Origin of the sequence: Hymenobacter fodinae (assembly GCF_004745825.1) — a bacterium.
Lineage (GTDB): Bacteria > Bacteroidota > Bacteroidia > Cytophagales > Hymenobacteraceae > Hymenobacter > Hymenobacter fodinae.
On record NZ_SRLA01000001.1, the window covers coordinates 82,208 to 108,032 of the forward strand.

The window sequence follows — 25,825 nt, forward strand, 5'->3', positions numbered from 1 at the left end:
GGCCTGCCACAGATTCCGCGCTCTGCTCGGAATGATAATGTAATGGATGCCAGAAGGGTAACCCCTCCCCTACCCCACCCGCTAGGCCACTTAGCGTCGGGTGGCGATGTAAATCAGGCTGGAGTATTGACCCTCGTGCTGGGCGGCGTACTGATTGGACTTGTAGCCGGCTTTGAGCACGGTAAGCAGTCCACCGCCTCGCTCGGCGCGGTGCTTTTCGCTGAGCATGCTCACATAATAAGCGTCGAGGGCCATCGGTAGCACTTCCCGCACACCCATTTTGTGCTTTTTGAGCAGGTGGGTCATGGTTTTGGCGCTGAAATGGTATAGGTGGCGCGGCACATCGTAGGCGGCCCAGTCTTGGCGGTAGTGCTGGGCATCGAGGCTCTCTACATTGGGCACGGCAATGATCAGTACGCCGTCGGGCTTCAACAGTTTGATGAGCTGCTGCAGGGTATCGTTCAACGTGTGAACGTGTTCAAGCACGTGCCAGAGCGTAATGGCATCGAAGGTACTTGGCTCTAGCGCCGTGAGGTCGTCGGAACCGATAGGCTGGCCGACTCGCTGGCTGGCTTCCTCCCGGGCTCGTGGGTTGGGCTCTAGGCCACTTACCTGCCAACCAGCTGACTTAGCTGCCGCCAGAAAATGACCTGTGCCGCAACCATAATCCAGCAGACGGCCCTTGCGCGGTGCTTGCTTGTCGAGCAAGGCCACCTTGCGGCGCATAGTAAAGAAGCGGGCTACTTTATACGCTTGGTTGATAACCCCCCCTGCCCCACTGTTGTGCGACACGTATTCCTCCGACTCGTAGTACCGGCCAATGTGGGCGGCGTCGGGGCGCGGGTTGGTGAACTGAAACGAGCAGGCAGCGCACTGCTGAATCGCGAAGCTTTCCTTGCTGACCGATTTATCCTCCACCACGAGCTTGTTGCGAAGCTCCGCCTTGCCACACACCGGGCATTTGTCCAGACGTTCGTAAACCACTGAGTTGTGCTAATGAAATGTATTGGTGAAGCAGCCAGGTAGGCCTAGACTACGCCGCCCCGAATGCGAAGGTACAAAACGAAGCTGCCACAAATTCCAGTAAGAATCTGTGGCAGCTGTAGTAGGCCTGTTGAAAACAGAACGTCATTCCGAGCGCAGCCGAGGAATCTCGCTCGCATCGTTGAATTACTTCTGCAATGTCAGCACGCGAGATGTCTCGACAAGCTCGACATGACGTTCTAATTATTTCACTTGATCTGCCTTACCGGCCCAGGTACACCATCAACACCGACACGTCGGCTGGGGAAACGCCGCTGATGCGGCTGGCCTGGCCTAGGGTTTCAGGCTGAATCTTGAGCAGTTTCTCGCGGGCTTCGTGCGAAAGGGCGGGCATAGCGCGGTAGTCGAGGCGGCCACGGATGGTGAAGTCTTCCAGCTCCTGCACGCGAGCGGCTTGCTGATGTTCCTTCTCCAGGTAGGCCTCGTACTTCACCAGAATTACGGCCTGCTCCAGGGCATCGGGGCGGTACTGGCCTAGGGCCAGCGTAAGGGCAGGCAAGGCGCGCGTGAGGTCCGGCAGCTCCACGTTGGGGCGGCGCAGCAAGTTCACGGCGCGGGTTTTCTCGTGAATGGTAGCCGAACCGATTTCCTCCAGCCAACCGTTGATTTCGGCGGGCTCAATACCGAAGTTCTTCAGTAGCTTCACGATTTCGGCGGTCTGCTCCTGCTTCTCGCGCACGCGCTCCATGCGCTCATCCGAAGCCAGGCCCAGAGAGTGGCCTAGGGGCGTGAGACGCAGGTCGGCGTTGTCTTGGCGGAGCAGGATGCGGTGCTCGGCGCGGCTCGTGAACATGCGGTAGGGCTCGTCGGTGCCTTTGTTTACCAGGTCGTCGATGAGCACGCCGATGTAGGCCTCGCTCCGCTTCAGGATGAAGGGCTCCTTGCCGTGCACGCGGTTGTGGGCGTTGATGCCGGCCATCAGGCCCTGGCACGCCGCCTCCTCGTAGCCCGTGGTGCCGTTGATCTGGCCCGCGAAGTACAGGTTCTTGATGCGCTTGGTTTCCAGCGTCAGGTGCAACTGGGTGGGCGGGAAGAAGTCGTACTCAATGGCGTAGCCCGGGCGGAACATTTTCGAATTCTCGAAGCCGGCAATTTTACGCAGGGCGCGGTACTGCACGTCCTCGGGCAAGCTGCTGCTAAAGCCGTTCACGTACACCTCCACCGTGCTCCAGCCTTCAGGCTCCACGAAAATCTGGTGGCGGTCCTTGTCGGCGAAGCGGTTGATTTTATCCTCTACCGAAGGGCAATAGCGCGGCCCCAGACCCTTAATGCGGCCCTGGAACATCGGCGACTTCTCGAAGCCCTCCTTCAGGATTTCGTGCACCTCGGGGTTAGTGTACGTAATGTAGCAGGGGCGCTGCTTGGCCAAGGTGGGCGTGTCGAGGTAAGAGAACTTGCTTGGCTCTGCATCGCCCGACTGCTCTTCCATTTTAGAGTAGTCGAGGCTGCGGCCATCTACGCGGGGCGGCGTACCGGTTTTCATACGGCCAGCCTCAAAGCCCAGCTCCTTCAGCTGCTCCGTGATGCCGGTGCTCTTGCTCTCGGCAGCGCGGCCACCGCCAAACTGCTTCTCACCAATGTGGATAAGCCCGTTCAGGAAGGTGCCGTTGGTCAGGACCACCGACTTGCCCCGGAACTCAATGCCGAGCTGGGTTTTCACGCCTACTACCGTGTCGTTTTCTACCACTAGGCCAGTCACGGCCTCCTGCCAGAAGTCCACGTTCGGGGTTTGCTCCAGGGTCAGGCGCCACTCCTCAGCAAAGCGCATCCTATCACTTTGCGCGCGTGGGCTCCACATGGCGGGGCCTTTCGAGCGGTTCAGCATCCGGAACTGAATCATGGTTTTGTCGGTGATGATGCCCGACTGTCCGCCCAGCGCGTCAACCTCGCGCACAATCTGCCCTTTGGCTACCCCGCCCATGGCTGGGTTGCACGACATCTGCGCGATGGTGTTCATGTTCATCGTCACGAGCAGGACCTTCGAGCCCATGTTGGCAGCCGCGGCGGCCGCCTCACATCCGGCGTGGCCGGCTCCTACTACAATAACGTCGTACTCTTCTTGCTGAAACATGGCAGGGTAACAGTAGCGCGAAGCTCCAGCTTCGCGTTTCGGTGAACGGGTTGGCAGCGAAAGCTCCCGGTAATTCGTTCGAGGTAAACAACAGGTGCGGCCTCAGTCGTTCAATGAAGTACGAAGCTGGAGCTTCGCACTGCACGTAAACAGAAAACGCCCGCGTTGAGACGGACGTTTCTTCAAGAAATCAAGTTCAGAAGCCAGACGCAACACGCTCAAAACGTGTGCAAAGATACGCAGCCGCCGGCTTACTCACGAGAGAAGCTAGGCGAAGCATTATTCAAACTCGTCGAAATACTCGTTGGGCAGATCTGCTATTATCTGAGCTGATTGAGCTGCTACGGTATCCCAGGAAAACGGTAGCCATAGGCCACTAGTACAGTCGAATACCTCGGTGGCTGCCACACAGGGAAACAGCTTGTAGTCGAACTTAGGGTAGTTATGTACTAAGTAGCCAGGGTAGTAATGGGTGTTCTGCTTAGCTAGGGCGTGCTTGATCTTCAGCAGCATCAGGTACTTGCCCAGGCTATGCTTGCGGTAACTGGGATGATAGAAGTTCATGATGCCCGCCATGGTGCGGGTGCCGCTGTCGAAAATACCGGCCGCAATCAGTTGGTCGCCGTCTCGCACCTCAAGTACCTCCGAATTAAACACATTGTGCGTGGCACCGGCCAGCATGAACGCTTCCACCGTTTCGGGCGCGTCGAAGGTGATGGAGCTGCGGTACTGGGCGTAAAGGGCCTCTAGCTCAGCAGTAAGCTGGAATGGCCGAATTGTGGTCGTAAACCGCTCGTTTATGCGCAGCAGGCGGCGCTGCTCACTGCCAAACTCCACCTCGGGCAGCACTAGGCGCAGCCAATGCACCGTGTACAGATTGTCATTCACGGGCAGAAACCGGCACGTAAACAGGTCTTGGTGCATCCGATAATAGCCCTGACTCAAGTAATAATCTAGTACATCACCTCTGATTGTGGGCAGATAAGAAGGCGTAGTAGACATGCGGTGGTTGGTGAATGGTAGGTAGCAGGAAGGTGGCCTAGAGTTAATATTAAGCGCGTATTACTGAGCTAAAGAGGTCAGACTTAACACGCGAACTTCTCTGGCAACTATAACGGCATCTAAGCCCGCGGAAGAATCAAACGTGCATTTGATATTACTAGCACTTTCTTCGATTACTAAATCATAAAGTACATTTTGGTGGCTGAAGTCGGCAAACTCCAATTCCTGAATGTCAGTGAATAGAAGCTCTAGTGTGCAGGATGTATTCGTCTCGGAGCCTGCATCTGCCAACGTGTGAGTCTTTTTCGTCGAGATATTAAGTGAGAATGTAGCAGAAGGCCAGTAGCCTGGGTTAGCCTCAAAAATCACCTTGGTAATCTCTGCGTCGTGAAAGCTAGGCCAGTAGCCAAAGTGCTGCCGAATAAGTTCAGCATTGCCTATCCGAGCCAGCGCAGGATTTTCAGGTTTAGCCATTGCTGGCAAGAGGTAAAAAGGTGAGCGTGGAAGATCATCAGGTCGAACTTGTCGAGACATGACGGTCTTTTAAATAAGCTGAAGTTCTAGGCCACCTAAAACTAAAAACGCCCGCGTTTCGGCGAGCGTCTTTGTGAGTATTTATTGGGTCAACGTCAGATCAATAGGCCTAGAAGGTGCGCAAGGAGAGGCAGTAATCTTCTTTCTTGCGCATGGCAGTCTGGCTGAGCAGGTCCTTGTCGGCGTAGCCTAGCAGGTGCAGCACGCCATGAATCATAACGCGGTGCAGCTCGTCGCGGAAGGGTACGCCCAGCTTTTCGGCATTATCCCGCACGCGTTCCACCGAGATGAAGATGTCGCCCTCAATAATGTCCGACGTATCGGCATTATCGAAGGTGATGACGTCGGTGTAGGTGTCGTGGTCGAGGTACTCCATGTTTACCTTGTGCAGGTACTCATCGGAGCAGAAGATGTAGGTGAGCTGTACAATCTCGTACTCGTGCACCTTGGCTACCTGTTCAATCCAGGAAGTCAACGATTCAGCGTCGCCTAACTCGAACTCGACATCTTCCACCAGAAACTCGATACCGTGTACCTCGTGCTCGTGGGTGGTATCGTTGTCCTCAAACTCGTCGTGGTCGTGCGGAAAGTCGCTCATACTTAGTTGCTGGCGGAAGCGTTTTCGGCGTCGTTCAGAGCAGGCTCCTGGGGGTTAGGCAAGAAGAACGTCAGCTGCACATTGCGGCCATCCTTCTGGAACTCCACCTCGTCGGCTAAGTGCCGGATCAGGAAGATGCCCCGACCACCGGGGTTTTCGATGTTCTCGGGAGCGGTAGGGTCGAGAAGGTTGGTGTAGTCGAAACCTTCGCCCTGGTCTTCTACCTCAAACTTCACGCGGTCGGTATCTACCTGCAGCGACAGAAATACGTTCTTGTCCTTGTCGAACTTGTTACCGTGCCGAATGGCGTTGTTTACCGCCTCTGTGACGGCCACCATAATGTTGCCGTAGATGTCGTCCTCAATGTGAAACGTATCCTTCGAGTTGTCGATGAAACTCTCCACCACGCGGATATTTTCGACCAGCGAAGGAATCTGAATTTTAACCTGCTTCATAAAAAGAGAAAAGAGGGAAAGCGGCGTAGGGGCGGTAAAAGTAGCTCAACGCTACTTCATTTTCTGAAAATATTCACTGACCTCGCGCTGATAGTACGGCGTGAGGGCGGGTGGAACCGTGCGGAGCAGCTCCGTTTGCCGATTTTGCTGGCGTTTGTACTGATCAAATGCCGGCGGAAAAACAGGCGGACGATTCTGGGCCGTCTGGGCTTCGCGCTTATCGTCCTGGTCTCGCTCCCGAGCCGATTTCTCGGCTTCCAGCAAGCGGGTCAGGATTTGACGCTGACGCAGAACAGTTTGCTCCGTCAGCCGCTTGTTTACGAGGTCGGTTTCGGTTTGTTCCATCATTTTTTTAACGTCGCCGAGACCCCCGGCACCGTCCTGGCCTTTGCCATCTTTGTTGGTACCCGGTTTGCCTCCGTTTTTCTGCTGCATGCGCTCTAGCTCCTGCATGGCCTGCCGCAGCATTTGCTGCTGCCCAGCCAGTTTAGCCAACTCTTCGCTGAGGGCGCGACCCTGCTTACCACTCTGCTGCAGCTGCTGAATTTGCTGGTTGAGTTGCTGCTGCATGCGGCCTAGCTGGCCCTCGCCGGCGGCGCTGCCTTTCTTCTTTTTGCGGCTGCCTTTGCCTCCCCCACCCTGCTGTTGCTGCTGGCTTCGGCGCTGCTGCTCCTGCATTTGTTGCAGGGCATCATTGAGCATCAGGGCTAGGTTGTTCATGCTGGTCATGGCTAGCTGCTGCGAGCTGGTGGCCCGGCCCACGTTACGCTGCCGAATTTGGTCGAGGCTTTCGTCCATGCGGCCGTTCATCTCGCCCACCTCACGGGTCACAAAGCTCTGAATCTGGAAAACCTTTTTGGCCAGCGCATACAAGGAGTCCTGCACCACGCGGGCGTCGTCCTTAAGCTTGCGCTGGGTCTGGCCGAGCTGCACAAAGCGCGGGTCAGACTGGTCAACGGTGCGGAACTGCTTCATCAGGGCTTCCTCATCGAAGCTAAGCTTAAGCAAGTTTTCCAGGATGTCGCGCAGGTCGTCGATGTTCTGCTGCTGCTGGTCAGATTCCTCTTCTTCTTGCTGTTGCTGCATTTTCTGAGCCATCTGCTTCATCTTGTCTGCAGCTTGCTTCTGGCTCTGACTGGCCTTCTGGTTCTGGTTTTTTGAGAGCTGCTCCTGGCTTTCCTGCTGCTGCTGGTCCACGTCCTGCTGCTCCTGCTTCATCTCGTCGGCCCCATTCTGGTCGTCGAGCTGCTTGTCCAGTTCCTTCATGTCCTTGAGGTCCTGCTTTAGCTCCTCAAACTGCTGCTTCTGCTCGGCCTGCTTTTGTTGCAACTCCTGCTGCTTTTGTTGCTGCTGGGCTTTGTCCTTAGGAGCATCGCCGGAGTTCTTATCGTTCTTCTGGGTTTCCTCGGCTAACTTCTCCTGCTCCTTGGCTAGCTCCTGCAGCTTTTCCAGAGCCTGGTCCTGCTTCTGCTCAAACTGCAACTGCTTGAACATTTCTAGAGCGCGCTCCAGCTCTTTCTGCAAGGTGTTCTCCTTGTTTTCGAGTTGTTGCAGGAGCTTCTGCATTTCAGGCTGGTTCTGGTCTTTCTGCTGGTCCAGGAGCTTCTGCAGCTCCTCGTAGAGCTTCTTGGTCTCCGGGTCGAGCAGGGTTTCCATCAGCTTCTGCAACTCCTTGGCTTTCTCGGCCAGCTCCTCGTTTTTCTCCGGGTTGAGCTGATTTTGCTGCTCCTGCAATTGCTCAAACTGCTTCTTCAACTCGTCGAGGGCCTGGTCCATCTGCTGTTTCTGGTCCAGCATGTCCTTGAGCTGCTTGCGGTCCTGGAAGTTCAGGTCGCGCTTCACCTTGAGCTTGTCCTCGGCCTTGGCTAGCTCCCGCTCCATCTTCTTGCTCTGCTCCTTCGACTGGCTCAGTTGGCTCTGCACCGCCTGGCTCTGCGAGGCCAGCTGCTGGCGCATTTCGGTGCGTGAGGGCAGCCGGAACTCCGCCGCCCGGCTCCGCGCCGATTTCGGGCCGTGCACGCCGTCGTTGTCCCACACCTGCACAAAATACTCTAGCCGGTCGCCGGGCTTGAGGCCTAGCGGCCGGATATCCCACTGGTGGGCGTAGCTCTGGTTGGGTCCGCTGCCCAGGGGCAGGGCGCGGGTTTGATAGGCAGCATTGGGCCGGGCCTTGCTCAGCACGCGGTAATGCAGCTGCAGGCGTGAGAGGCCATAATCGTCGCGTACGTTGCCGGCCAGGGCCAGGAAGCGGAGCGAGGTAGTATCCTGGAAGCTTTCCAGCGTAATCTCAGGCGCTTGGTCTGGAATTACGGTGAGCTGGTACTGAATTGGGTCGCGGTTGGGGCTGAAGCTATTCTGGAGCTGCACCGAGTAATCTTGGCTACGCATGACCTTGCGGCTCACTCGGAACAGCTCGTCATTGGCTTCGGCCGTCACGGTTTCGTCGGGGTTGCGGAACTGCAGCTGCAGCTTATCGGTGGCGGCGGTAGTGAACTCCCACTGCACCGTGCTGCCTTCGGGCACCGTGAGGTTGCCGGAGTTGCGGATGGTTTCGGCGGGCTTACCAATGTAGGCCGGGTAGGCCACTCGCACAGCAAAGTCGCGCAGGTTGGGCCGCTCCCGCACCTTCAGGTCGTAGTCGGAGGAGGTAACGTTGGCTGCCGAAAGCTGAAAGTTTACGTCCTGCTGGAGCTGCCGAAATTGGTACTGGAAGCGGTTGCCCTGGCCACGGGTCAGGCGGCGAGTACGCCCTCCGTACTCAATACTGATTTCGTTAGGCAGGGCCTCACCTTCCACGGCTACATCCAGGGTAAAATCTTCGCCCTTGAAGGCTTTCAGGTTCTTATTCTCAATTACAAACCGGAACGGCGCAGGTGGGCTGTACTTGTTGTTGTAGTGCAGAATCCGCTCGGTGCCCTGCACGAACAAGGCCGGGTAAATCAAGAGCACCAGCACAACCACGGCGGCGGGCACGGCTACGTACTTCCAGAGTGGCCTAGTCTGGCTTTTGATGTTGATGCCCTGGCTGAACTCTACGCCGCGTAGCTGGGCCGCGCGTTGGTCGAGGCTGGCGGCTAGCAGGGCGTTGGTCTGGGCCTGGCCCCGTAGCTGCAGGGCGTTGAGCAGGCGGTCCTGCACGTCAGGGAACAACTCCCCCACCCGGCGGGCGGCCTGCTCATCGGTGAGCATGCGGCGCAGGTTGGTGAGGGCGGCCAGCGGCTGCCAGATCCAGCGCCCAAACGCGTACACCGACAGGCCTACGAACCCGAATAGCAGCCCGGCCCGCACCCACGTGGGCAGGTACAGGAAGTACTCAAGCAGGTTGACTACCAGAAACAGGGTGAGCAGCAGCCCGCCGGCCACCAGCGCCCCCCGCACCAGCAAACTCAGATAAAATTTACGCTTAAAGGCATCGAGCCGGGCCAGCACATCGTCCAGCGCCCGGGTTGTTGCAGGGTCTTGCTCCACCATAGGTCTTCAGCCAGTTTCAGGCCTGGGAAAGATACGGATTTAAGGGCGCAGGATGCACCAACCCGTCTCCTCACTGGAAGGACGTACGGGAAGGGGTAAAATGTTCCGTTTCGAAGCCGCCTGTATCCACTCCCCTAAAACACCTCACCCAAGTTGAAGGCTAGGCCTCTCGACCCATCGGCACCAATACCGTAATCAACGGAGAGGTTAGTGCGGGATACTTTATTGAGATTAAGGCGTAGGCCAGCCCCTATGGCGGGCACTACTTTATCGAAGCGGGCGGTAAGTAAAGTGCCGGAAGCCAGAGGCGAGTTTTCAGAAACGGTTTGCGCGTTGCCGAACACTACGCCGCCCAGCAGGCGGTTGCGGGTGATGCCGAAACGGTACTCGGCCTCGGCATACAGCAAATTCTTACCCCGGAAACGGCCCTGAATAAAGCCGCGCCCCATATTACTGTAAGTGTCCCAACCAGTACTAGGTAGGTCCAGAAAGGGCGGATTGCCGTGTAGGGTGAGGGCGTTGTACGACCACAGAGCCAGCACGTCCTGGGAGGTGGGCGCCAGCTTGATGTAGTGGCGGGCATCTACCAGCAAGGTCTGGTAATTGTTGTCGCTGCCCAGCCACTGCGAGTTGAACCGGAGCACCGTGTTCACGTAGGTGCCACCCAGCGGGTTAATGCTGTTACCCCGGCTGTCGTAGAGCAGGCTCATGGTAGGCCCGGAGGAAACCGACTCGCCCCGTACCCCGTCCTGGTAGTAGGAAATGCGGTCTACTTCCTGGCCGTCGGAGCGGCTTACAATGTCCCAGTGGTAGTCGAGCTGGTAACCCAGACCCGCGTACAAATCTTTGCTGATGTTGCGAAGGCCACTCTGGTACACCCGCAGGTAGTTATAGTCCATCAGCACGGCGCGGTCGAGGGAGGTGTGCATGCCCAGGCCGTAGGTGCTCTGCGGGTAGTGCATCACCCGCCAGTCGCCCACCCAATTGAAGCGGTTGCCGGGGTTCCAGATGCTAGAGGTAGCCGTGAGAATGATCTGTTTGTTCTGGGTATAGCTCAGGGCCGATACCAGCGTCGACATGTTTGCTCCGGCCCGCTGAAAGGCCACGTTACCCGTGAGCTGGGCCAGCAAGCGGGTTTGCTGGGTGTAGCCAATGGCCGGAATCACCCATACAAACTTGCGCCCCTGGCCTAAGGCCGCCGAGTCGTGGGCCGCCATGTGGGTCTTGGGAAAGAGGGTGCGGTACAAATCCACCACATCCTGCTGGGGCCGCCGCCCTACTCCCACTAGCTGCACGCTGTGGCGCGGAGGGGCCATGGCTGCGGCCGTATCGGGCGCCTGGGCAGAAACTGGGCCGCTCAGCAGCCCGCCGAGCAATAGGCCTAGGCTACCCTTTCTATTTACTTGTAACACTGTGCATATTCTTCCGGCCCGCTATACTTCAGTGCCGAGATATCTAAAACTCAAAGGTCCGGCAAATGATTAGGAGCGGTTTAAGTTTTTCAACCACTCTTGGTTATTACTCGATTAGTGGGACGCTAAAGCTAGTTCCCCTCCTCAGATAAGGAAGGGTTAAGGGGTAATTGACCAATCGCTGTTTACAGAGAACGTCATTCCGAGCGCAGCCGAGGAATCTCGCTCGAATCATTGGATTACCTCGACAACATCAGCACGCGAAATTCCTCGGCTGCGCTCGGAATGACGTTCAGGGGGTGAACGATCTGGAGTAAGCCGTTCTAGGCCAGTCAACCACCCCAAACCCCTTCTCAGCTGAGGAGGGGAACTAGCTTTAGCCTAGTTTATTAAATAAGGTTCCGGCTACTGCCACCACTGCAGCTGCGGGAGGGGCTGCCCTAGGGTTACGGGTTGGCCTAGCTGGGGGGTAGTCATAGGTAGGCTATGGCGAGCGGCTGCGGCGGAGGCGCGCTTCACGGGGTCGTTCCACGGGTGGTGGGCTTCGGTGAAAGCACCCCAGTGAACGGGCAGCAGCACCTTGGCCTGTATATCTAGGGCGGCTTGCACGGTTTGCTCGGGCAGCATGTGGATGTTGGCCCACTGAGCATCGTACTGGCCGCACTCCATCAGGGCCAAATCAAAGGGGCCATGCTGACGGCCGATGGCCTGAAAGTGAGGTCCGTAGCCCCCGTCGCCGCTATAGAACACGCGTTTTGTCGCCGATTTTATTACCCAGGAACTCCAGGAGGTGGAGTTGCGGTTGGTGAGGCCGCGGCCGGAGAAGTGACGAGCCGGCGTACTGAAGATGGTCAGGCCGGGCAGCTTTACTGAGTCGCCCCAGTCCAGCTCGTGTACCTTTTCGGGCGCCACGCCCCAGGCTAGCAGGTGGGCCCCTACGCCCAGCGGCACGTAGAAATTGCTGGTCTTGTCCTTGAGCCGCAGGATGCTCTGGTAATCGAGGTGGTCGTAGTGGTCATGAGAAATTAGTACGGCATCAATGGGCGGCAGCTCCTCGGCGGTAATGGCCAGCTGCGGGTTGTAGCGCTTGGGCGTGACCCAGGAAAGGGGGCCCATTTTCACGCTTAGCATGGGGTCGAGGAGAATGTTTTTGCCAGCTATTTCAACCAAGCTCGCCGAGTGCCCAAACCAAGTGGCCCGCACCGTTTCAGGGGCTTTCTGCTCAATGTAGGCGGCCATGAGCGGCTGCGTAGGCAGGGGGCCGTCGGGCTTGGCGTTGGGCGTCTTGCTGAACAGAAATTTCCACAGCACCGAGAAGGTGCTACCGCCTGTCATCATCTCCGTGGGCACCAAGTTCTTGAACTCCCCGTCCTCGTAGTGACCCGACTTAGCGTAGGCCAGTCGTTGGGCTTTGGTGGGTTTGCCGCCCAACTCGGGGCTCAGTTTGGCAAAGGCCACGCCCACCACCAACAGTACAACTATCAGACTGGCAGTCAGGCGGCCAAGTACTCTCAACGATTTACGCATAGCTTCAATTAGTTCGGGCTCAGCCCGGGGTAGTGGAGTAAGCAGACGCATAAACCCTACAAATACCTTACGCGCTAGGCCAATCGATGGCCTACAAACAGCAAACCGCCCTGCCCGACTAAACGGACAGGGCGGTTTGTGAAGCTAGAGCGGGTGGTAATACCGCGCTAGGCCAGGTTACTTGGCATCGGCAGATTTTGCGTCAGCTTTTTCGTCTTTGTCTTTCTTAGCCTTGCGCTTCTCCTTTTTGCCGTTCGCGTCCTTGGTCTTGATTTTCATCTTCTCATTGTCGGCGGGGGGCGTTACAGCAGCGGGGGCCGGAGCGGCCATGGGGGTAGAGGCGGCGAGGGGCAGGCCCTCCGTGTCTAGCTCAACCACTTCATAGCCCAACTCAGCGAGGCCGGGGAACGACTTAGCGCGGTCACCTACTACCAGGATGTACATGTTGTCGGCGGGTAGGTATTTCTGCGCGCTGGCTTGCACATCTTCCTTGGTCAGGTTCTTCAAAATCTGGCTCTGCTGCTTCACGTAGTCCTGGGGCAGGTCGTACTCCACCAAGCGCGAGAGGAAGGCGGCCTTCTGCTGGCCAGTCTCGTAGCGCAGGGCATCGTTCTGGCCCACCGATGATTTCAGGAACTGCAGTTCCTCATCAGAAACTCCGTTGCGGTAGTTCTGAATTTCCTTCATGAACTCCTTCACCGAGGCGGCGGTGGCATCGGCGCGCACGCCCGCTGAGGCCGTGAACGGACCCACGTAGCGGGTGCTGCTGAAGCCCGAGCGGGCACCGTAGGTGTAGCCTTTGTCTTCGCGCAGGTTCAGGTTGATGCGCGAGTTGAAGGCCCCGCCCAGCAGGTAGTTGGAGAGGTAAGCGCGGTAGTAGTCACCGGTAGCATCGTAGGTGAAGGGCGTGAGGTAACCCACCCGGATTTCCGACTGCGCAGCACCATCTTTGTTCACGAAGTAGATGCGCGTTTTGTCGGGCTTGGGTGCATTTTCACCGGCGGGCAGGCTGATATTCTTCTGAGGCCAAGCCTTCAGGAAAGCCAACTGAGGAGTGAGCGTGTTCTGGTCCACGTCGCCCACGGCTACCAGGTAGCTCACGTTGGGCGCGTAGTACTGCTGGTAGAACTGCTTCACGTCATCCAGCGTCAGGGCCGACACCGTGGCAGCCGTACCGCTCGTGGGCACGTTCAGGATGTTGCTAGGGCCGTAGAGCAGGCGCGAGTACGCCTTATCAGCAATGACTACCGGCTGGGTGTTCTGATTGGCAATGTTCTCCAGCGTCTGCTTCTTGATGCGGTCGAAGTCGGCCTGGTCGAAGCGCGGGTGCATGAGGCGCTCTTCCAGCAGCTTCATGGTGGCGGGCAGGTTCTTGGTCAGGCTTTGCACGTACACCGTGGTGTTGTCGTCGCCGGCCGAAACGCGCACGGTACTACCCAGCTTATCCAGCTCGGAGCTGAACTGCTCGCCGGTGTACTTCTGGCTGCCTTCATTCAGCATGGCCGCCGTGAGGGAAGCAATACCGGCCTTGTTAGGCATGGTCTGCTCCAGGCGGTGGCCACCCCGGATGGTCATCAGCATGGTAACCGTCGGAATTTCCTGGTTGCGGGTACCAATTACGCGCAGGCCGTTATCCAGAGACGTCTGCCAGATGGCGGGCACCTGCACTACCGGGTTGGCCCCGGCGGCGGGCTGCTTGCTGCGGTCAAACGTATCCGTCGCCTTCACATATTTCAGGCCTTCGTAGCCGTAGTCGGGGGCTTTGTAGCCTTCCTTGCTTACAGTGTAGTTGTCGGCTTTGGCAGGCTGCACGCCACCAGTCTTGGGCACTACGCTCAGAATTACCGCCGACTTGCCCTTCAGGTACTGGTTGTACACGCGCTGCACATCGGCCTTGGTCACGGCCCGAATGCGCTTCAAGTCCTCGGGCAGTCGGTTGGGGTTACCGAAGTAAGTTTGGTTGGCGGCCAGCTGGTTTACCTTGCCGTTTACGCTGCTCAGACCATTGATCAGGTCAGCTTCTTCGGAAGCCTTGAAGCGCTGAATGTCCTCGTCGGTTACGCCACGGGTTTCAAACTCCTTCAGAGTTTTGCGCAGCGTCAGCTCCAATGAGTCGAGGGTTTTGCCGGGGAAGGGCAGCGCAATCAGTGAGAACTCGCCGGCCAGCTCGTTGTTGCTGCTGTAGGCCGTAGCCTGCACGGCCTTCTGGGGCTTCGTCAGGTTCTTGTACATCAGGGAGTTCTTGCCCTGCCCGATAACCTGAGCTAGCACGGCCAGCGGCACGTCGTCGGGGTGGCCGTTAGGAACGGTTGGGTACACCATGCGCAGCATCGGGAAGCGTACGTTGTCCTGGTAGCTCACGTAGCGGTCCTGGGTCAGCTTCACGGGCGCCAGCTTCTGGCTCGCCACGGCCGGGCCGCGGTTGATGGGGCCGAAGTACTTCTCCACCATCTTCACCACCTCAGCCGTCTTCACATCGCCGCCTACGGTGAGAGTGGCGTTGTTGGGGCCGTACCAGCGCAGGAAGAAGTTCTTGAGGTCGTTCACGTCAGAACGGTCCAGGTCTTCGAGGTAGCCAATCGTCGACCACGAGTAGGGGTGGCCGTAGGGGTACAGCGTCCGGATGATATACTCGTTGGCCTGCCCGTAGGGGGCGTTATCCACGCGCTGGCCGCGCTCGTTCTTTACCGTAGAGCGCTGAATTTCAAATTTCTTCTGCGATACGGCATCCAGCAGGAAGCCCATGCGGTCGGCTTCCAGCCACAGGCCGGTTTCCAACTGGTTGCTGGGCAGGGTCTCGTAGTAGTTGGTGCGGTCGAGGTTGGTAGAGCCGTTGAGGGAACCGCCGGCCGAGGTTACCAGCTTGAAGTGCTGCTGGTCGCCCACGTGGTCGGAGCCTTGGAACATCATGTGCTCAAAGAAGTGCGCAAAGCCCGACTTACCGATCTGCTCCCGGGCCGAGCCCACGTGGTAGGTCACGTCTACGTGTACCAGCGGGTCAGAGTGGTCTTCTGTCACAATGAGGGTGAGGCCGTTGGGCAGCACGTACTTCTCATACGGGATAACCAGCTCATTGCCCTTGCGGGTTACTTTCTCCACCAGCTTGGCCCCACCAGCCGTAGCAGCAGGCGCTTTCTGAACCGTGGGTGGCTTGGGAGTAGACTTTTGTTGAGCCATTGCCGGGTTGAAGGCTAGGGAGAAGCCCAGCCCAAGCAAGAGCAGATGATTACGAGTCATTAAATAGGGGAAATAGAGGATGAAGAAAGTTCGTAGCCCGGAAGTTACGCCGTCAAAGACACAGTAAAAAATAGGAAGATGCAAGTAGTGGCCTAGGCCTATTCCGGGGCAGTGAGCAGCACTAAGCCGCTCCAAATGCTTTCAACCAAGGGGATGTAATTCCAGCAGATTTTCGGCACCTTGAACCGGAGTGGCCTAGCAACTGCAAATGGGCGCTAGGCCACTCCAGATACTCTACACTTCTCCCCTACCTGCGTATGCGCGTTCTTTCTTCCGCCGCCCTGGCGGGCCCGGCCCTGCTGCTAGGCCTGTTGGCCGGCTGCCAGGGTAACACCTCCTCAACCACTACTGCTGCCGGTACTGCTACTGCTGCCGCCGACACCACCACTGCCTCCCCACCCGACGGCATCACAACGGCCGACATCGGGAACCACATCAAGGTGCTGGCTTCCGATGAGTTTCAGGGTCGCAAACCCTTCACCGCGGGCGAGGAAAAAGCCACTGCCTATTTAGCCGACGAGTTTAAGAAACTGGGCCTGAAGCCCGGACCCGATGGCTCTTACTTCCAGAACGTGCCCTTGGTAGAAATTACGGGTACGCCCTCCAGCACCATGCAGGTAACCGGCAAGGGCCAGAACCTGACCTTCAACTACAAAACCGACTTCATGGCCTTTACCGAGCGAGAAGTGCCCTCGGTAGCCCTTAAAAACTCCGAACTGGTGTTTGCCGGCTATGGCGTGGTAGCCCCCGAGTACGGCTGGAACGACTACGCGGGCCTCGACGTGAAGGGCAAAACCGTAGTGGTATTGGTGAATGACCCCGGTAATGCCGGCAATGACACTACCATGTTCAAGGGCAAGGCTATGACCTACTACGGCCGTTGGATGTATAAATATGAGGAAGCCGCCCGCCAGGGTGCCGCCGGCCTACTCATTGTGCACGACACTAAGCCGGCCGCCTACCCGTGGTCGGTGGTGCAGAGCAGCTACTCCGGCGCCAAGCTGCGCCCCCAAACCGCCGATAAGGGTGCCAGCAAGTGCGCCATTGAAGGCTGGCTGACCCTCGACGCTACCAAAAAGCTGTTTCAGGCTGCTAACCTTAACTACGACCAGCTCTACGCTGCCGCCAATAAAAAGGGCTTTAAGGCACAGCCCATAGGTCTGACCCTGAGCGTGAGCGTGCAGAACCAACTGCGCCGCCGCAACTCCAAAAATGTGGTGGCGGTGCTGCCCGGTGCCGCCCGGGCCAATGAGTACATCATCTACTCGGCGCACTGGGACCACCTCGGCATTGGCCCCGCCATCAACGGCGACTCTATTTACAATGGTGCGGTGGATAACGCCAGCGGCTGCGCGGCCCTGCTTAGCATTGCCAAAGCCTTCACCAAATTGCCCCAGCCACCCGCCCGCAGCATTGTGTTTCTGGCCGTAACGGGCGAAGAGCAAGGCCTACTGGGCTCGGGTTACTATGCGGCCCACCCCCTGTTTCCCCTCAACAAAACGGTGGCCGACATCAATATGGATGCTCTCTCCTCCTTCGGGCCCATGCGCGACCTGACCGTGGTGGGCTACGGCCAGTCAGATCTGGATGACTACGCCCGCGCGGCGGCAAAAGAGCAGGACCGCTACATTCAGCCCGATGCGCAGTCGGAGAAAGGGTTCTACTACCGCTCCGACCACTTCAACTTTGCCAAGGTGGGCGTACCCTCGCTCTATGCTAGCGGAGCCGCCGACAGCCGGGCCAAGGGCAAGGACTACATCACGCAGCAGCACGCCGAGTTTGAGGAGAAGCACTACCACCAGCCCTCGGATGAGTATAACCCCAACTGGGACCTGCGGGGTATGGAGCAAGATGCCCGCCTGTTGTTTAGGGTAGGGCAGCGTCTCGCTGGAGAAACCACCTTCCCCAACTGGAAGCCCAGTTCCGAGTTCCGGGCTATCCGGGAGAAGAGCATGGGACAGAAACCGAAGGCTTAGGATACGGAGAATAACAAACGAAAGGGGGCACCGCAAAATAACTTGCGGTGCCCCCTTTGTGTTGAGTTCATGTGAAAATCATCAAGAAGCTGGTATGATAAAGGTCATGTTAGAAAAATTTGCAAGGTGTCTCAAAATGGGATAAGTAAGCCCTACCTTTGCTGCAATTGACTTTCCTCATGCAAGCACCCGAAATCGACTATGTGGCTCTCTCCTACCGTCCTGACCTTCGGCTGCTGTTTCTGCGGTGGAAGAGGCCGGCTTCTCCGGCGGAGCATCGGGCCGGGTATCAAGCTGCTCTTCAACTAGCTCGGAAAGAACAAGCGGGGCGCTGGCTGGTAGACTTGCGTAGTCGAGGACTAGCCGACCCAAACGATTTGCAATGGGTATTACGGGAGTTTCGCTCTGATTTTCAGGCTGCCCTGCCCGATACCACCCGCCGACTGGCCTACCTGACCACCCCCTACCACGCCGATATTCTGCGGCCCCGCTTATTAGAGCTGGACACTCCGACGGATGGCGGCACTGATATTCGCGTGTTTACCGAGGAGATGCCAGCCCAGCAATGGCTTCAATCGGGCAATTAAGCAGAAGGCCCCAGCAGGGCGGAGTGGCCTAGCCCTCGGCCCACCGGTAGCGCCGTTCTTTCCACTGAATGTAAGATGGCCAAACAGTGTAGACCAAGGCTGCTACCGACATGACCAGTAGATAGAACTCGTAAAAAAACACCACCTGCCACGACTCGCGCCGACCAGCCTGCCGGAGTGTAATGGTCAGGAACAGCGTCTGGCATAGCACCTTAGCGGCATATAGCAACGCAATAGTGGTGTAGGGCAGCAAGCCCGGCCACCCTAGTATAGTGTAGAAAAAGCCGTAGGAGCTGAACAACACCGTAAGTTGCCAGGGCAACCGGCTGGCACCCTTCATCCAGCGTTTGCGCTGTTGCAGTAGGTGGCGCACTGTAGGCTGCGGTACTGATACGCCCAGCGCACTCGGAGAAATGATGTTGCGGAAGCCCCACCCCTGGCCTACAATCTGCTCGAACAGCTGCAGGTCCTCCGTGATGCTAAACGCCAGCGCCTCGTACCCCCCAATCGACTCATAAGCAGCCCGGGTCACGAGCATGTTGTTGCCCACCGCTGTAATGGGCAGGCCTAGGTCAGTAAGCACCCGAATCAGGCTCAAGCCAAACAGCCAATCGAGCCCTTGCAGGCGCCCAAAAAGGTTGCCGTCGGCGGTGGTGATGCCCGTTACAACGCCTACGCCCTCGGGCGCGGCCGCCAGCATCGTCTGCACCCAATTGGGCGCCAGGGCCATATCGGCATCAGTGAAGAGGAAGTAGTCGGTGGTAGCGGCGCGGCAGAGGTGGGCCAGCACATTGCTTTTGCCTTTAGAAGTGCCCAGTCGGTGCCGGATGGGCAACAGCCGGAACTGAGGTTTATCCTTGATGAAAGCCTCCACCACCGCCATGGTATTGTCGGTAGAAGCATCGTCGCCGATCAGGATTTCCAACTGCTCCGGTGGGTAGTTCAGCTGCGTGAGGGCCTGCAGGCAGCGCTCAATGGTAGCTTCTTCGTTGCGGGCAGCAATCAGGATGCTCACGCGGGGCCGGGCGCCAGTGTCTTGTAGGGCGGGGCGAGGCAGCACCAGCAAGAGCAACATCAGCAAGAATAACCCGAAAAATACGCCGAAGAAGATAACCGGAAATACCATACGCTGCCTGTCAGAATGATAGGCCGCCCCATCGGCTGAGGGCTAAGGTGCGGCGCTGATTGTCTATGGAATACGGCCCGCGCGCTAATTGGTAGAAAGGGGTAAATGCTTATTTTACTATAAGCCACCTCGTAGAAATACGGACAGGCCTAGAATGAAACACGCCCCTTCCACCAAAGCAGAAGGAGCGTGTTTCATTCTAGGCCTGTTTCAGTAGGAGCTTACATTTTGGGTACAACTGCGGTTGGGGTGTCGTAGCCGGGCGAGTCGGTTATCTGAGCGCCAGGTTTTACATCGTCGTTGTCTTTCACCCAGAGGGTCAGGAGGCCCGCCAAGATCATGGAGCCCCCGCCCAGCACCAACGTATTCAGGGTATTGCCTTGGAACACGTTTACGGTGAAGTAGCCCAGGATGGTAGCGGCCACAATCTGCGGAATTACGATGAAGAAGTTGAATACGCCCATGTAGTAGCCCATCCGGTTGGCGGGCAAGGAGCCGGCCAGAATAGCGTAGGGCATTGAGAGGATACTAGCCCAGGCAATACCCACCAGCCCCATCGATACAATGATAAAATCGGGGTTAGTGATGAATTTGAGCGACACAAGGCCTAGGCCACCTAGCAGCAGGCAGAGCATGTGCGTGCGGCGGCGGCTGGTACGGGCCGCTATTAGCGGAATAATAAACGCAAAGACGGCTGCTACCCCGTTGCGCACCGAAGAGCACAAGCTCAACCAGTCGGCGCCATCATTGTACTCTTGCTGCACGCGCTTGGCCGTGGCCTTTTCCTGCTCGGTCAGCTGCCCCTTGTTCAGGGCGTAATTAGCCATGTTCAAGCTGATGACCTTATCGGTTCTGCTAGCCTGAAACTGATCAATTTCGGCTACGTCGCGCTTCAAACCGTCCAGCTCTTTAGCGTTAGCATTATCAGACGGAGCGCCGGTAATCTGGGCCTTTAGCTTCTGGTACAAGGGCGCGTCTACGCGCATGTTGTAAATGTTGCTAGTCACGGCGTTAGTGGCGTAAATCCACATTGAGAACAGCGCAAACCAAGTGAAAAACTGCACTATGGCCAGCTGGCGCATGGCCGCCGGCATGTGGAAGATGCCCGTGAACGACTCGCGCAGCCCATCCCACATACCCACCTTGGCGTTTTCGGCCCGGAACGCTTCCATGTCCTCGGGTGGCGTCTCGTCGCTGGTAACTACCGTGTAAATAACCGAGCTGAGGAAAGCCGCCGCGCCCACGTAAAAGGCCCACTTCACTGAGGGCGGAATCTCGCCGGCTGGGGCCGTATTGCTCATGCCCAGCCAGTTGGTAAACACCCAAGGCAGCAAAGCCGCCACCACCGAGCCCACCCCAATAAAGAAGCTCTGCATGGCAAAGCCCGACGTGCGCTGCTCCGAAGGCAGCTTGTCGCCGACGAAGGCGCGGAAGGGCTCCATGGAAATGTTGATGCTGGCATCCATAATCCAGAGCATGCCGCCCGCCATCCACAGCGCCGAGGAGTTGGGCATCACCAGCAAAGCTAGCGAAGCCAGAATGGCCCCAATCAGGAAAAACGGCCGGCGCCGGCCAAAGCGTGGGCTCCAGGTCCGGTCGGAGAGGTAACCGATGATGGGCTGCACCAGTAGGCCAGTCACCGGCGCGGCAATCCATAGAATCGGAATATCATCCTTGTTGGCGCCCAGGGTTTCGAAGATGCGGCTAACGTTGGAGTTCTGCAGCTCAAAGCCAAACTGGATGCCCAGGAAGCCAAAGCTCATATTCCAGATTTGCCAGAAGCTCAGGCGGGGTTTTTCGCGGGTGCTGGTGGAAGCCGCCGCTACACGGGTTGCCATGTGGTGGGAAGTGGTAAGGGGTGAGGTGATGGGATAATGAGGTGGCCTAGGCCAGTGAAGATGTAGGAGGTACTGGCACGTCAGCCCGCAGTTCGTATTGCTCAGGATAGCGTGCTGGAGCGTTTCACCTTAGCACATCCTCACCTCATCACTTATTTAGCGTTGATTTCGAAGATGTAGGCGCTTTGTGGGGCCAGGGTCACGTTCAAGGCCTGCACAGTGGGAGCCTGGTTGAGAATGTCCGTGTAGGTGTAGAACTGATTGGGGTTGAGGCCCATAAGCTGCATCACGTTGGGCGGGATGCGCAGGGTAGATTTGTAGGTTTTGTCGGGGCTGAAGTTGGCCACGATGAGCAGCTTCTGCTTGTCGGTGTAGCGCACGTAGCTGTACACCTGGCGCTGGTTGTACTGCTGATCGAGGTTATTAGCGTCCTGTAGCTCGTAGAACTTGCCGCGCCGAATGGCGTCGCTCTGGCTGGTGAGCGTGAGCAGGCGGGTGTAGAAGTCGTGGAGCTGCTTCTGGTCGGCATTGAGCTTGCCGCCATCGAACTTGCCGCCGTTCATCCACTTCTGGTGCTCCGGCACGCCCCAATAGTCGAAGATGGTAGTGCGACCATCCTCGCTGGAGAAGCCCTCGGCACCGTGCGCCGGCTCGCCCACGTGCTGCCCAAAGTACAGCATCACCGGGCCCGTGGCCAGCGTGGCCGAAACCGTCATGGCCGGAATGGCGGCGCGGGGGTTGCCGGCAAAGTCTTTGGAGGCAATGCGCTGCTCGTCGTGGTTTTCCAAAAAGCGCAGCATGTGGCCCGCGAAGCCCCGGCTTTCTTCACTCCACACCTTGGTAATGTCTTCGGTGGTGCCCTCCCCGCGCATGAGGCGGCGCAGGCCATCGTAGAGGCCTACCTTGTCGTAGAGGTAATCGAAGTGACCCTGCTCAATGTACATTTTGTACGTCTTGGCGTCGTAGGCCTCGCCAATGAAGATGAGGTCGGGCTTGATTTTCTTGAGCTCTGGAATCACCCAGGCCCAGAATTCTACGGGTACCATCTCGGCCATATCGCACCGGAAGCCATCCACGTTCTTCTTGGTCCAGAAGATGAGGATGTCGCGCATTTTCAGCCACGTATCTGGCGTGGGCGAGAAATGCTTGGCGCGGCCATTCTGGTAATCAACCCCGTAGTTGAGCTTGATGGTCTCGAACCAGTCGTCGACTTTGGGTGCCTCCGAAAACACATCGTTGCCGGTGGCTTTGGCGGGCACTTCTTGAAACTTTTTGTCCTCGCGGGGGCCGGTGAGGGGGCCTAGCGGGTTGTAGCCGGCCGGCACCACAAAGCTCTTGCCGGGCAAGTAGTAGAAGTTGTTGTTGGGCGCGAAGGCCTTAGTCTTGTCGTCCTTCTGCCCCAAGTCTACCACGCCCGCCGGGTGGGCATCCGACTTATAGGTGCGGGCTACGTGGTTAGGAATGAAGTCGATGAGCACCTTCATGTCGTTGTCGTGGGTCCGCTTTACCAGGGCCTCAAACTCCTGCATGCGGTTCTTCACGTTCACGGCCAGGTCAGGGTCTACATCGTAGTAGTCCTTCACGGCGTAGGGCGAGCCGGCCCGGCCCTTTACCACGTCGGCATCATCGAGGGCAATGCCGTCTTTGGTATAGTTAGTCATGGTGGCGTGCTCTAGCACGCCGGTAAACCACACGTGGCTCACGCCCATCTTCTTGATGGCCTGCAGCGCGGTGGTGTTGATATCGTTGAACTTTCCAACCCCATTTTCCTGGAGCGTACCGTAGTGCTTGTTCACGGCCGTTTTGTTGCCGAACAGGCGCGTCATCATCTGGTAAATTACCAGCTTATGGTCCTGGGGTACTTCGTCGGTGGTGTTGGGGTCCGAGCTGGAAATGGTTTCTGCCACGGGAGCTGGGGGTTGCTGATAGAAAGAAAAAGAAGCGAGTCCTAGGGAAAGGACGGCAACCGGCAGTACCAGGTTTTTCATAGGCAGACAATATAGGGAAAAGGGGAAGTGGTGAAGTTGCGGAAGGATGAGCTTACTGAGCTACTGGCCTAGGGAATACTAACTGTTCTGTCTAGGCCACTAGCGCAGCAGATTCACCGCTTCACCACCTCAGCATTTCACCATTCTTGGGTAAGGGGGTGAATCATCAGTTCATCTACTACCACGTGGGGCGGCGCTTCCAGCACGTAGCGCACTGCCTGGGCAATATCAGAGGGCTTGAGGTGGGTCTTTTCGAGTTCGGGCGAGCCGGGGTGGGAGTCGTTGAAGTAGGTGTCCACCATGCCGGGGTAAATGGTGCTCACCTTTACGCCGTGGGGCCGCAGCTCCTTGCGCAAAGAGCCCAGCATGGCATCCTGAGCGTACTTGCTGGCCCCATAGATGGTGCCATGCTCGAAAGTGCGCTTGCTTACATCGGAGGCAATACCCACAATGTGGCCCCGGCCCTGGGCTTTGAGGTGAGGTACCATTGCCTTGCACATCAGGAAGGTGCCCTTCACATTCACGTCAAAAATTCGGTCCCACTCGGCGGCCTCAAAGTTTTCGAGCAGGTTGAAGGAACCTACGCCAGCGTTGCACACCAGAATATCGAGGCGGCCAAAGCGGCTCAGGGCTTCATCTACCACGTTTTGGGCGTCATCGGCATCGGCCACGTCGGCCGGAATGGCTAAGCCCTGGGTTTTAGCGTTGAGCTCTTCCAGTTCCTCGGCGCTGCGGGCTACAGATACCACTTTGGCGCCTTGCAGGGCCAGCAGCAGGGCAATGGCTTTCCCGATGCCGCGGCTGGCACCCGTTACAATGGCTACTTGGTCGGTCAGGTCGGTCATAAGAATCAGGCTTAGTGGGCTTATGCTGAAAAAGCAACCAGTGCTATCCGCATAAGTTACGAGGGACTGCGGAGGTTCCCGCAGTCCCTCGATAGACTATTTCTTCAACTCCACTACCCAAGCCGTGCGGCCAGGAATTTTAAAAGATTTCAGGTCGGAAAGCGTGGCGCCGGTGGCTACCTCCGTACCGGACGTAAACCCAGCGGTGCGCTCGGCAAAGCGGGTGCCGTCTACCGTCTTCTCGTCCTTGTTGCCGTTGAGCATCACCATCACGGTCTGGCCCTGGTCGTTGTAGCGGAAGTAGGTGTACACTCCATCTTGCGGAATGAACTGCATGAGCTTGCCGGTGGCTACTACCGGGTGCGTTTTGCGGTAGTTGGCCAGGGTGCTGAGGTAGGTAAAGGCCTCGCCGGCCTGCCCGGTGCGGCCGGCGGCCGTGAAGTAGTTGGTCTTGTCACCGGCAAAGCCACCGGGGAAGTCTTCGCGCACCTTGCCGTCGGGGTTCGAGAAGTTCTTCATCAGCACCTCAGTGCCATAGTACAGCTGAGGAATACCGCGGGTGGTGAGCAGCCAGGCCACACCCAGCTTGTACTTGGCAAAGTCCTCTCCTATCACGGAGTAGAAGCGGCTCATGTCGTGGTTGTCGAGGAAGGTCACGTTGCGGGTGGCATCCTCGTACATCCAGTCGCCCTGCAGGGCCTCATACACGCGGTTCATGTTGGGCTGGTCGCCGCGTAGGGCGTCGTGAATAGCGCCCTGCGACTGGAAGTCAAACACCGATTCCAGGTTGGACTTGAACCCATCGACGGGCTGGAAGATGTTGCGGGCGAAGAAGGCCTGCTGGGCCGTGCTGCCCACCCAAGCCTCACCAAACTTGAATAGGTTTGGGAACTCCTCGTTGAGAGCCTGCCCCCACTGCATCAGGAACTTAGGGTCAGAGTAGGGGTAAGTATCGATGCGGTAAGCATCTAGGCCAGTGTACTCTACCCACCACAGGAAGTTCTGAATCAGGTAGGTAGCTACCAGCGGGTTGCTCTGGTTCACATCGGGCATGGTGGTGTCGAACCAGCCGCGGTTGTACAGCTTGCGGTCCAGCTCCGAGCCGTAGGGGTCGTTGAGAGCCGAGGAGTTATAGTTGCTGCGCGTGAAGCTAGGCCACTGGTTGAACCAGTCTTTGGCCGGCTGATCCAGGAACAGGTAGTTCTTGCTGCCCATGTGGTTGAGCACCACGTCGTGCACCACTTTCAGCCCGTTGCGGTGGGCCTTGTCTACAAACTGCCGGTACTCCTCCAGGGTGCCGTAGCGGCGGTCGGTGTTGTAGTAGTCGGTGAGGGCATAGCCGTGGTAGCTGGCCTTGGGCATGTCGTTTTCTACCACCGGCGTCATCCAGATGGCCGTGGCGCCCAGGCTCTTGAAGTAGTCGAAGTGGTTCTCGATGCCCTTCAGGTCGCCGCCGTGGCGGGAGTACATCGAGTCGCGGGCCACTTTGGGGGCGCGCATATCCGGGATGTAGTCGTTTTTCGGTTCGCCGTTCGAGAAGCGGTCCGGCATCAGGAAGTAGATGAAGTCCTGCTGGTTAAGGCCCTGCACCTTCTGCTTGTCGCCGGGGGTGGTGCGCTGGCGCAGCTCGTAGGCATACGTCATCTTCTTAGCGCCTTTGAACTCCAGCTGCAGCTTGCCCGGCTTGGCCGTGGGGCTGATGGTGAGGTTGAGCAGCAGGTAGTTGGGGCTCTCCAGCTTCTGCACCCCGTCCAGCGTTACGCCTTCGTACGTCTTAAGGGAGGCCGTGCTGCTGGCAATGCCGGGGCTGTGCACCAGCAGCTGTAGCTTGGGGTTTTTCATGCCCACCCACCAGAAGGTAGGGTCGATGCGGGTAGCGGAGGCGGCTTTGGCGGCCGGGGCGGCCAGCTCAGTAACGGAAGGGGTGGTGGCGGCTACAGCGGGCGCGGCAGCGGCCAGCAGGGTGCCAGCCAGCAAAGGCAGAAATCGGGCTGAGATCATACGTGAGGTGGGATTCAGTGACGGAACTGCAAGATACAGGCTCTGCAATCGGTTGAGGTAATGCCAAAATGCGCGGAATTGGTGCTGTGTTAGCTTATTCTAGGCCACTTTAT

The 25,825-nt window shown here is 57.8% G+C and carries 17 protein-coding genes; 2 read left to right on the forward strand and 15 right to left on the reverse strand.

Going from position 1 to position 25,825, the window contains the following annotated elements:
• Positions 1-90: 90 nt before the first annotated feature.
• The 10 genes from EU556_RS00350 to EU556_RS00395 form a co-directional block, all read right to left on the reverse strand.
• Positions 91-984 carry a class I SAM-dependent methyltransferase gene (locus EU556_RS00350; protein WP_135429881.1) on the reverse strand — a complete coding sequence of 298 codons (894 nt, stop codon included), beginning with the start codon at positions 982-984 and terminating at the stop codon, positions 91-93.
• A 262-nt stretch (positions 985-1,246) separates the two neighbouring features.
• The gene (gene mnmG / locus EU556_RS00355) at positions 1,247-3,115 is read right to left on the reverse strand and encodes a tRNA uridine-5-carboxymethylaminomethyl(34) synthesis enzyme MnmG (protein WP_135429883.1); all 1,869 of its coding nucleotides are present in this window, start codon (positions 3,113-3,115) and stop codon (positions 1,247-1,249) included.
• A 279-nt stretch (positions 3,116-3,394) separates the two neighbouring features.
• Positions 3,395-4,117: a GNAT family N-acetyltransferase gene (locus tag EU556_RS00360; protein ID WP_245327342.1), complete on the reverse strand. Its 723-nt coding sequence runs from the start codon at positions 4,115-4,117 to the stop codon at positions 3,395-3,397.
• Between the two features lie 60 nt (positions 4,118-4,177).
• Positions 4,178-4,651: an Imm50 family immunity protein gene (locus tag EU556_RS00365; RefSeq protein WP_135429885.1), complete on the reverse strand. Its 474-nt coding sequence runs from the start codon at positions 4,649-4,651 to the stop codon at positions 4,178-4,180.
• 109 nt (positions 4,652-4,760) lie between these two features.
• Positions 4,761-5,249: an rRNA maturation RNase YbeY gene (ybeY, locus tag EU556_RS00370; protein WP_135429887.1), complete on the reverse strand. Its 489-nt coding sequence runs from the start codon at positions 5,247-5,249 to the stop codon at positions 4,761-4,763.
• 2 nt (positions 5,250-5,251) lie between these two features.
• Positions 5,252-5,704: an ATP-binding protein gene (locus EU556_RS00375; protein WP_135429888.1), complete on the reverse strand. Its 453-nt coding sequence runs from the start codon at positions 5,702-5,704 to the stop codon at positions 5,252-5,254.
• A gap of 51 nt (positions 5,705-5,755) precedes the next feature.
• Positions 5,756-9,175 carry a DUF4175 family protein gene (locus EU556_RS00380; protein ID WP_135429890.1) on the reverse strand — a complete coding sequence of 1,140 codons (3,420 nt, stop codon included), beginning with the start codon at positions 9,173-9,175 and terminating at the stop codon, positions 5,756-5,758.
• A 134-nt stretch (positions 9,176-9,309) separates the two neighbouring features.
• Positions 9,310-10,587, reverse strand: a complete 1,278-nt coding sequence (locus EU556_RS00385; protein WP_245327343.1) for a BamA/TamA family outer membrane protein — start codon at positions 10,585-10,587, stop codon at positions 9,310-9,312.
• Between the two features lie 405 nt (positions 10,588-10,992).
• A complete protein-coding gene (locus EU556_RS00390; RefSeq protein ID WP_210116194.1) occupies positions 10,993-12,114 on the reverse strand; it encodes an MBL fold metallo-hydrolase in 1,122 nt (373 codons plus the stop codon).
• Positions 12,115-12,291: 177 nt separating this feature from the next.
• Complete coding sequence (locus EU556_RS00395; RefSeq protein ID WP_135429894.1) at positions 12,292-15,351, reverse strand: M16 family metallopeptidase; 3,060 nt, start codon at positions 15,349-15,351, stop codon at positions 12,292-12,294.
• Positions 15,352-15,608: 257 nt separating this feature from the next.
• On the opposite strand from EU556_RS00395, the gene EU556_RS00400 reads away from it, so the two are divergent.
• Both EU556_RS00400 and EU556_RS00405 read left to right on the forward strand, forming a co-directional pair.
• Complete coding sequence (locus tag EU556_RS00400; RefSeq protein ID WP_135429896.1) at positions 15,609-17,327, forward strand: M28 family metallopeptidase; 1,719 nt, start codon at positions 15,609-15,611, stop codon at positions 17,325-17,327.
• 179 nt (positions 17,328-17,506) lie between these two features.
• Positions 17,507-17,914 (forward strand): hypothetical protein, encoded by a 408-nt coding sequence (locus EU556_RS00405; RefSeq protein WP_135429898.1) that lies wholly within the window; start codon positions 17,507-17,509, stop codon positions 17,912-17,914.
• A 28-nt stretch (positions 17,915-17,942) separates the two neighbouring features.
• Here EU556_RS00405 and EU556_RS00410 read toward each other — a convergent pair whose 3' ends face one another.
• The 5 genes from EU556_RS00410 to EU556_RS00430 all read right to left on the reverse strand — a co-directional run bounded on the left by EU556_RS00410 (position 17,943) and on the right by EU556_RS00430 (position 25,712).
• Complete coding sequence (locus tag EU556_RS00410) at positions 17,943-19,040, reverse strand: glycosyltransferase (protein ID WP_135429900.1); 1,098 nt, start codon at positions 19,038-19,040, stop codon at positions 17,943-17,945.
• Between the two features lie 221 nt (positions 19,041-19,261).
• Positions 19,262-20,878: an MFS transporter gene (locus tag EU556_RS26395; protein ID WP_135429902.1), complete on the reverse strand. Its 1,617-nt coding sequence runs from the start codon at positions 20,876-20,878 to the stop codon at positions 19,262-19,264.
• 152 nt (positions 20,879-21,030) lie between these two features.
• Entirely contained in the window at positions 21,031-22,866 is a 1,836-nt protein-coding gene (locus EU556_RS00420; RefSeq protein ID WP_135429904.1) for an alpha-amylase family glycosyl hydrolase, read from the reverse strand.
• Positions 22,867-23,003: 137 nt separating this feature from the next.
• On the reverse strand, positions 23,004-23,711 hold the full coding sequence (locus EU556_RS00425) for an SDR family oxidoreductase (RefSeq protein WP_135429906.1): 708 nt from the start codon (positions 23,709-23,711) through the stop codon (positions 23,004-23,006).
• Between the two features lie 96 nt (positions 23,712-23,807).
• Positions 23,808-25,712 carry a glycoside hydrolase family 13 protein gene (locus EU556_RS00430; RefSeq protein WP_135429908.1) on the reverse strand — a complete coding sequence of 635 codons (1,905 nt, stop codon included), beginning with the start codon at positions 25,710-25,712 and terminating at the stop codon, positions 23,808-23,810.
• Positions 25,713-25,825: the final 113 nt, after the last annotated feature.

Bases quoted from the DNA above. Each gene is read 5' to 3' on its own strand.
- mnmG (WP_135429883.1), bottom strand. From the start codon at position 3,115: ATGTTTCAGCAAGAAGAGTACGACGTTATTGTAGTAGGAGCCGGCCAC.
- EU556_RS00360 (WP_245327342.1), bottom strand. From the start codon at position 4,117: ATGTCTACTACGCCTTCTTATCTGCCCACAATCAGAGGTGATGTACTA.
- EU556_RS00365 (WP_135429885.1), bottom strand. From the start codon at position 4,651: ATGTCTCGACAAGTTCGACCTGATGATCTTCCACGCTCACCTTTTTAC.
- ybeY (WP_135429887.1), bottom strand. From the start codon at position 5,249: ATGAGCGACTTTCCGCACGACCACGACGAGTTTGAGGACAACGATACC.
- EU556_RS00375 (WP_135429888.1), bottom strand. From the start codon at position 5,704: ATGAAGCAGGTTAAAATTCAGATTCCTTCGCTGGTCGAAAATATCCGC.
- EU556_RS00380 (WP_135429890.1), bottom strand. From the start codon at position 9,175: ATGGTGGAGCAAGACCCTGCAACAACCCGGGCGCTGGACGATGTGCTG.
- EU556_RS00390 (WP_210116194.1), bottom strand. From the start codon at position 12,114: ATGCGTAAATCGTTGAGAGTACTTGGCCGCCTGACTGCCAGTCTGATA.
- EU556_RS00395 (WP_135429894.1), bottom strand. From the start codon at position 15,351: ATGACTCGTAATCATCTGCTCTTGCTTGGGCTGGGCTTCTCCCTAGCC.
- EU556_RS00400 (WP_135429896.1), top strand. From the start codon at position 15,609: ATGCGCGTTCTTTCTTCCGCCGCCCTGGCGGGCCCGGCCCTGCTGCTA.
- EU556_RS00405 (WP_135429898.1), top strand. From the start codon at position 17,507: ATGCAAGCACCCGAAATCGACTATGTGGCTCTCTCCTACCGTCCTGAC.
- EU556_RS00410 (WP_135429900.1), bottom strand. From the start codon at position 19,040: ATGGTATTTCCGGTTATCTTCTTCGGCGTATTTTTCGGGTTATTCTTG.
- EU556_RS26395 (WP_135429902.1), bottom strand. From the start codon at position 20,878: ATGGCAACCCGTGTAGCGGCGGCTTCCACCAGCACCCGCGAAAAACCC.
- EU556_RS00420 (WP_135429904.1), bottom strand. From the start codon at position 22,866: ATGAAAAACCTGGTACTGCCGGTTGCCGTCCTTTCCCTAGGACTCGCT.
- EU556_RS00425 (WP_135429906.1), bottom strand. From the start codon at position 23,711: ATGACCGACCTGACCGACCAAGTAGCCATTGTAACGGGTGCCAGCCGC.
- EU556_RS00430 (WP_135429908.1), bottom strand. From the start codon at position 25,712: ATGATCTCAGCCCGATTTCTGCCTTTGCTGGCTGGCACCCTGCTGGCC.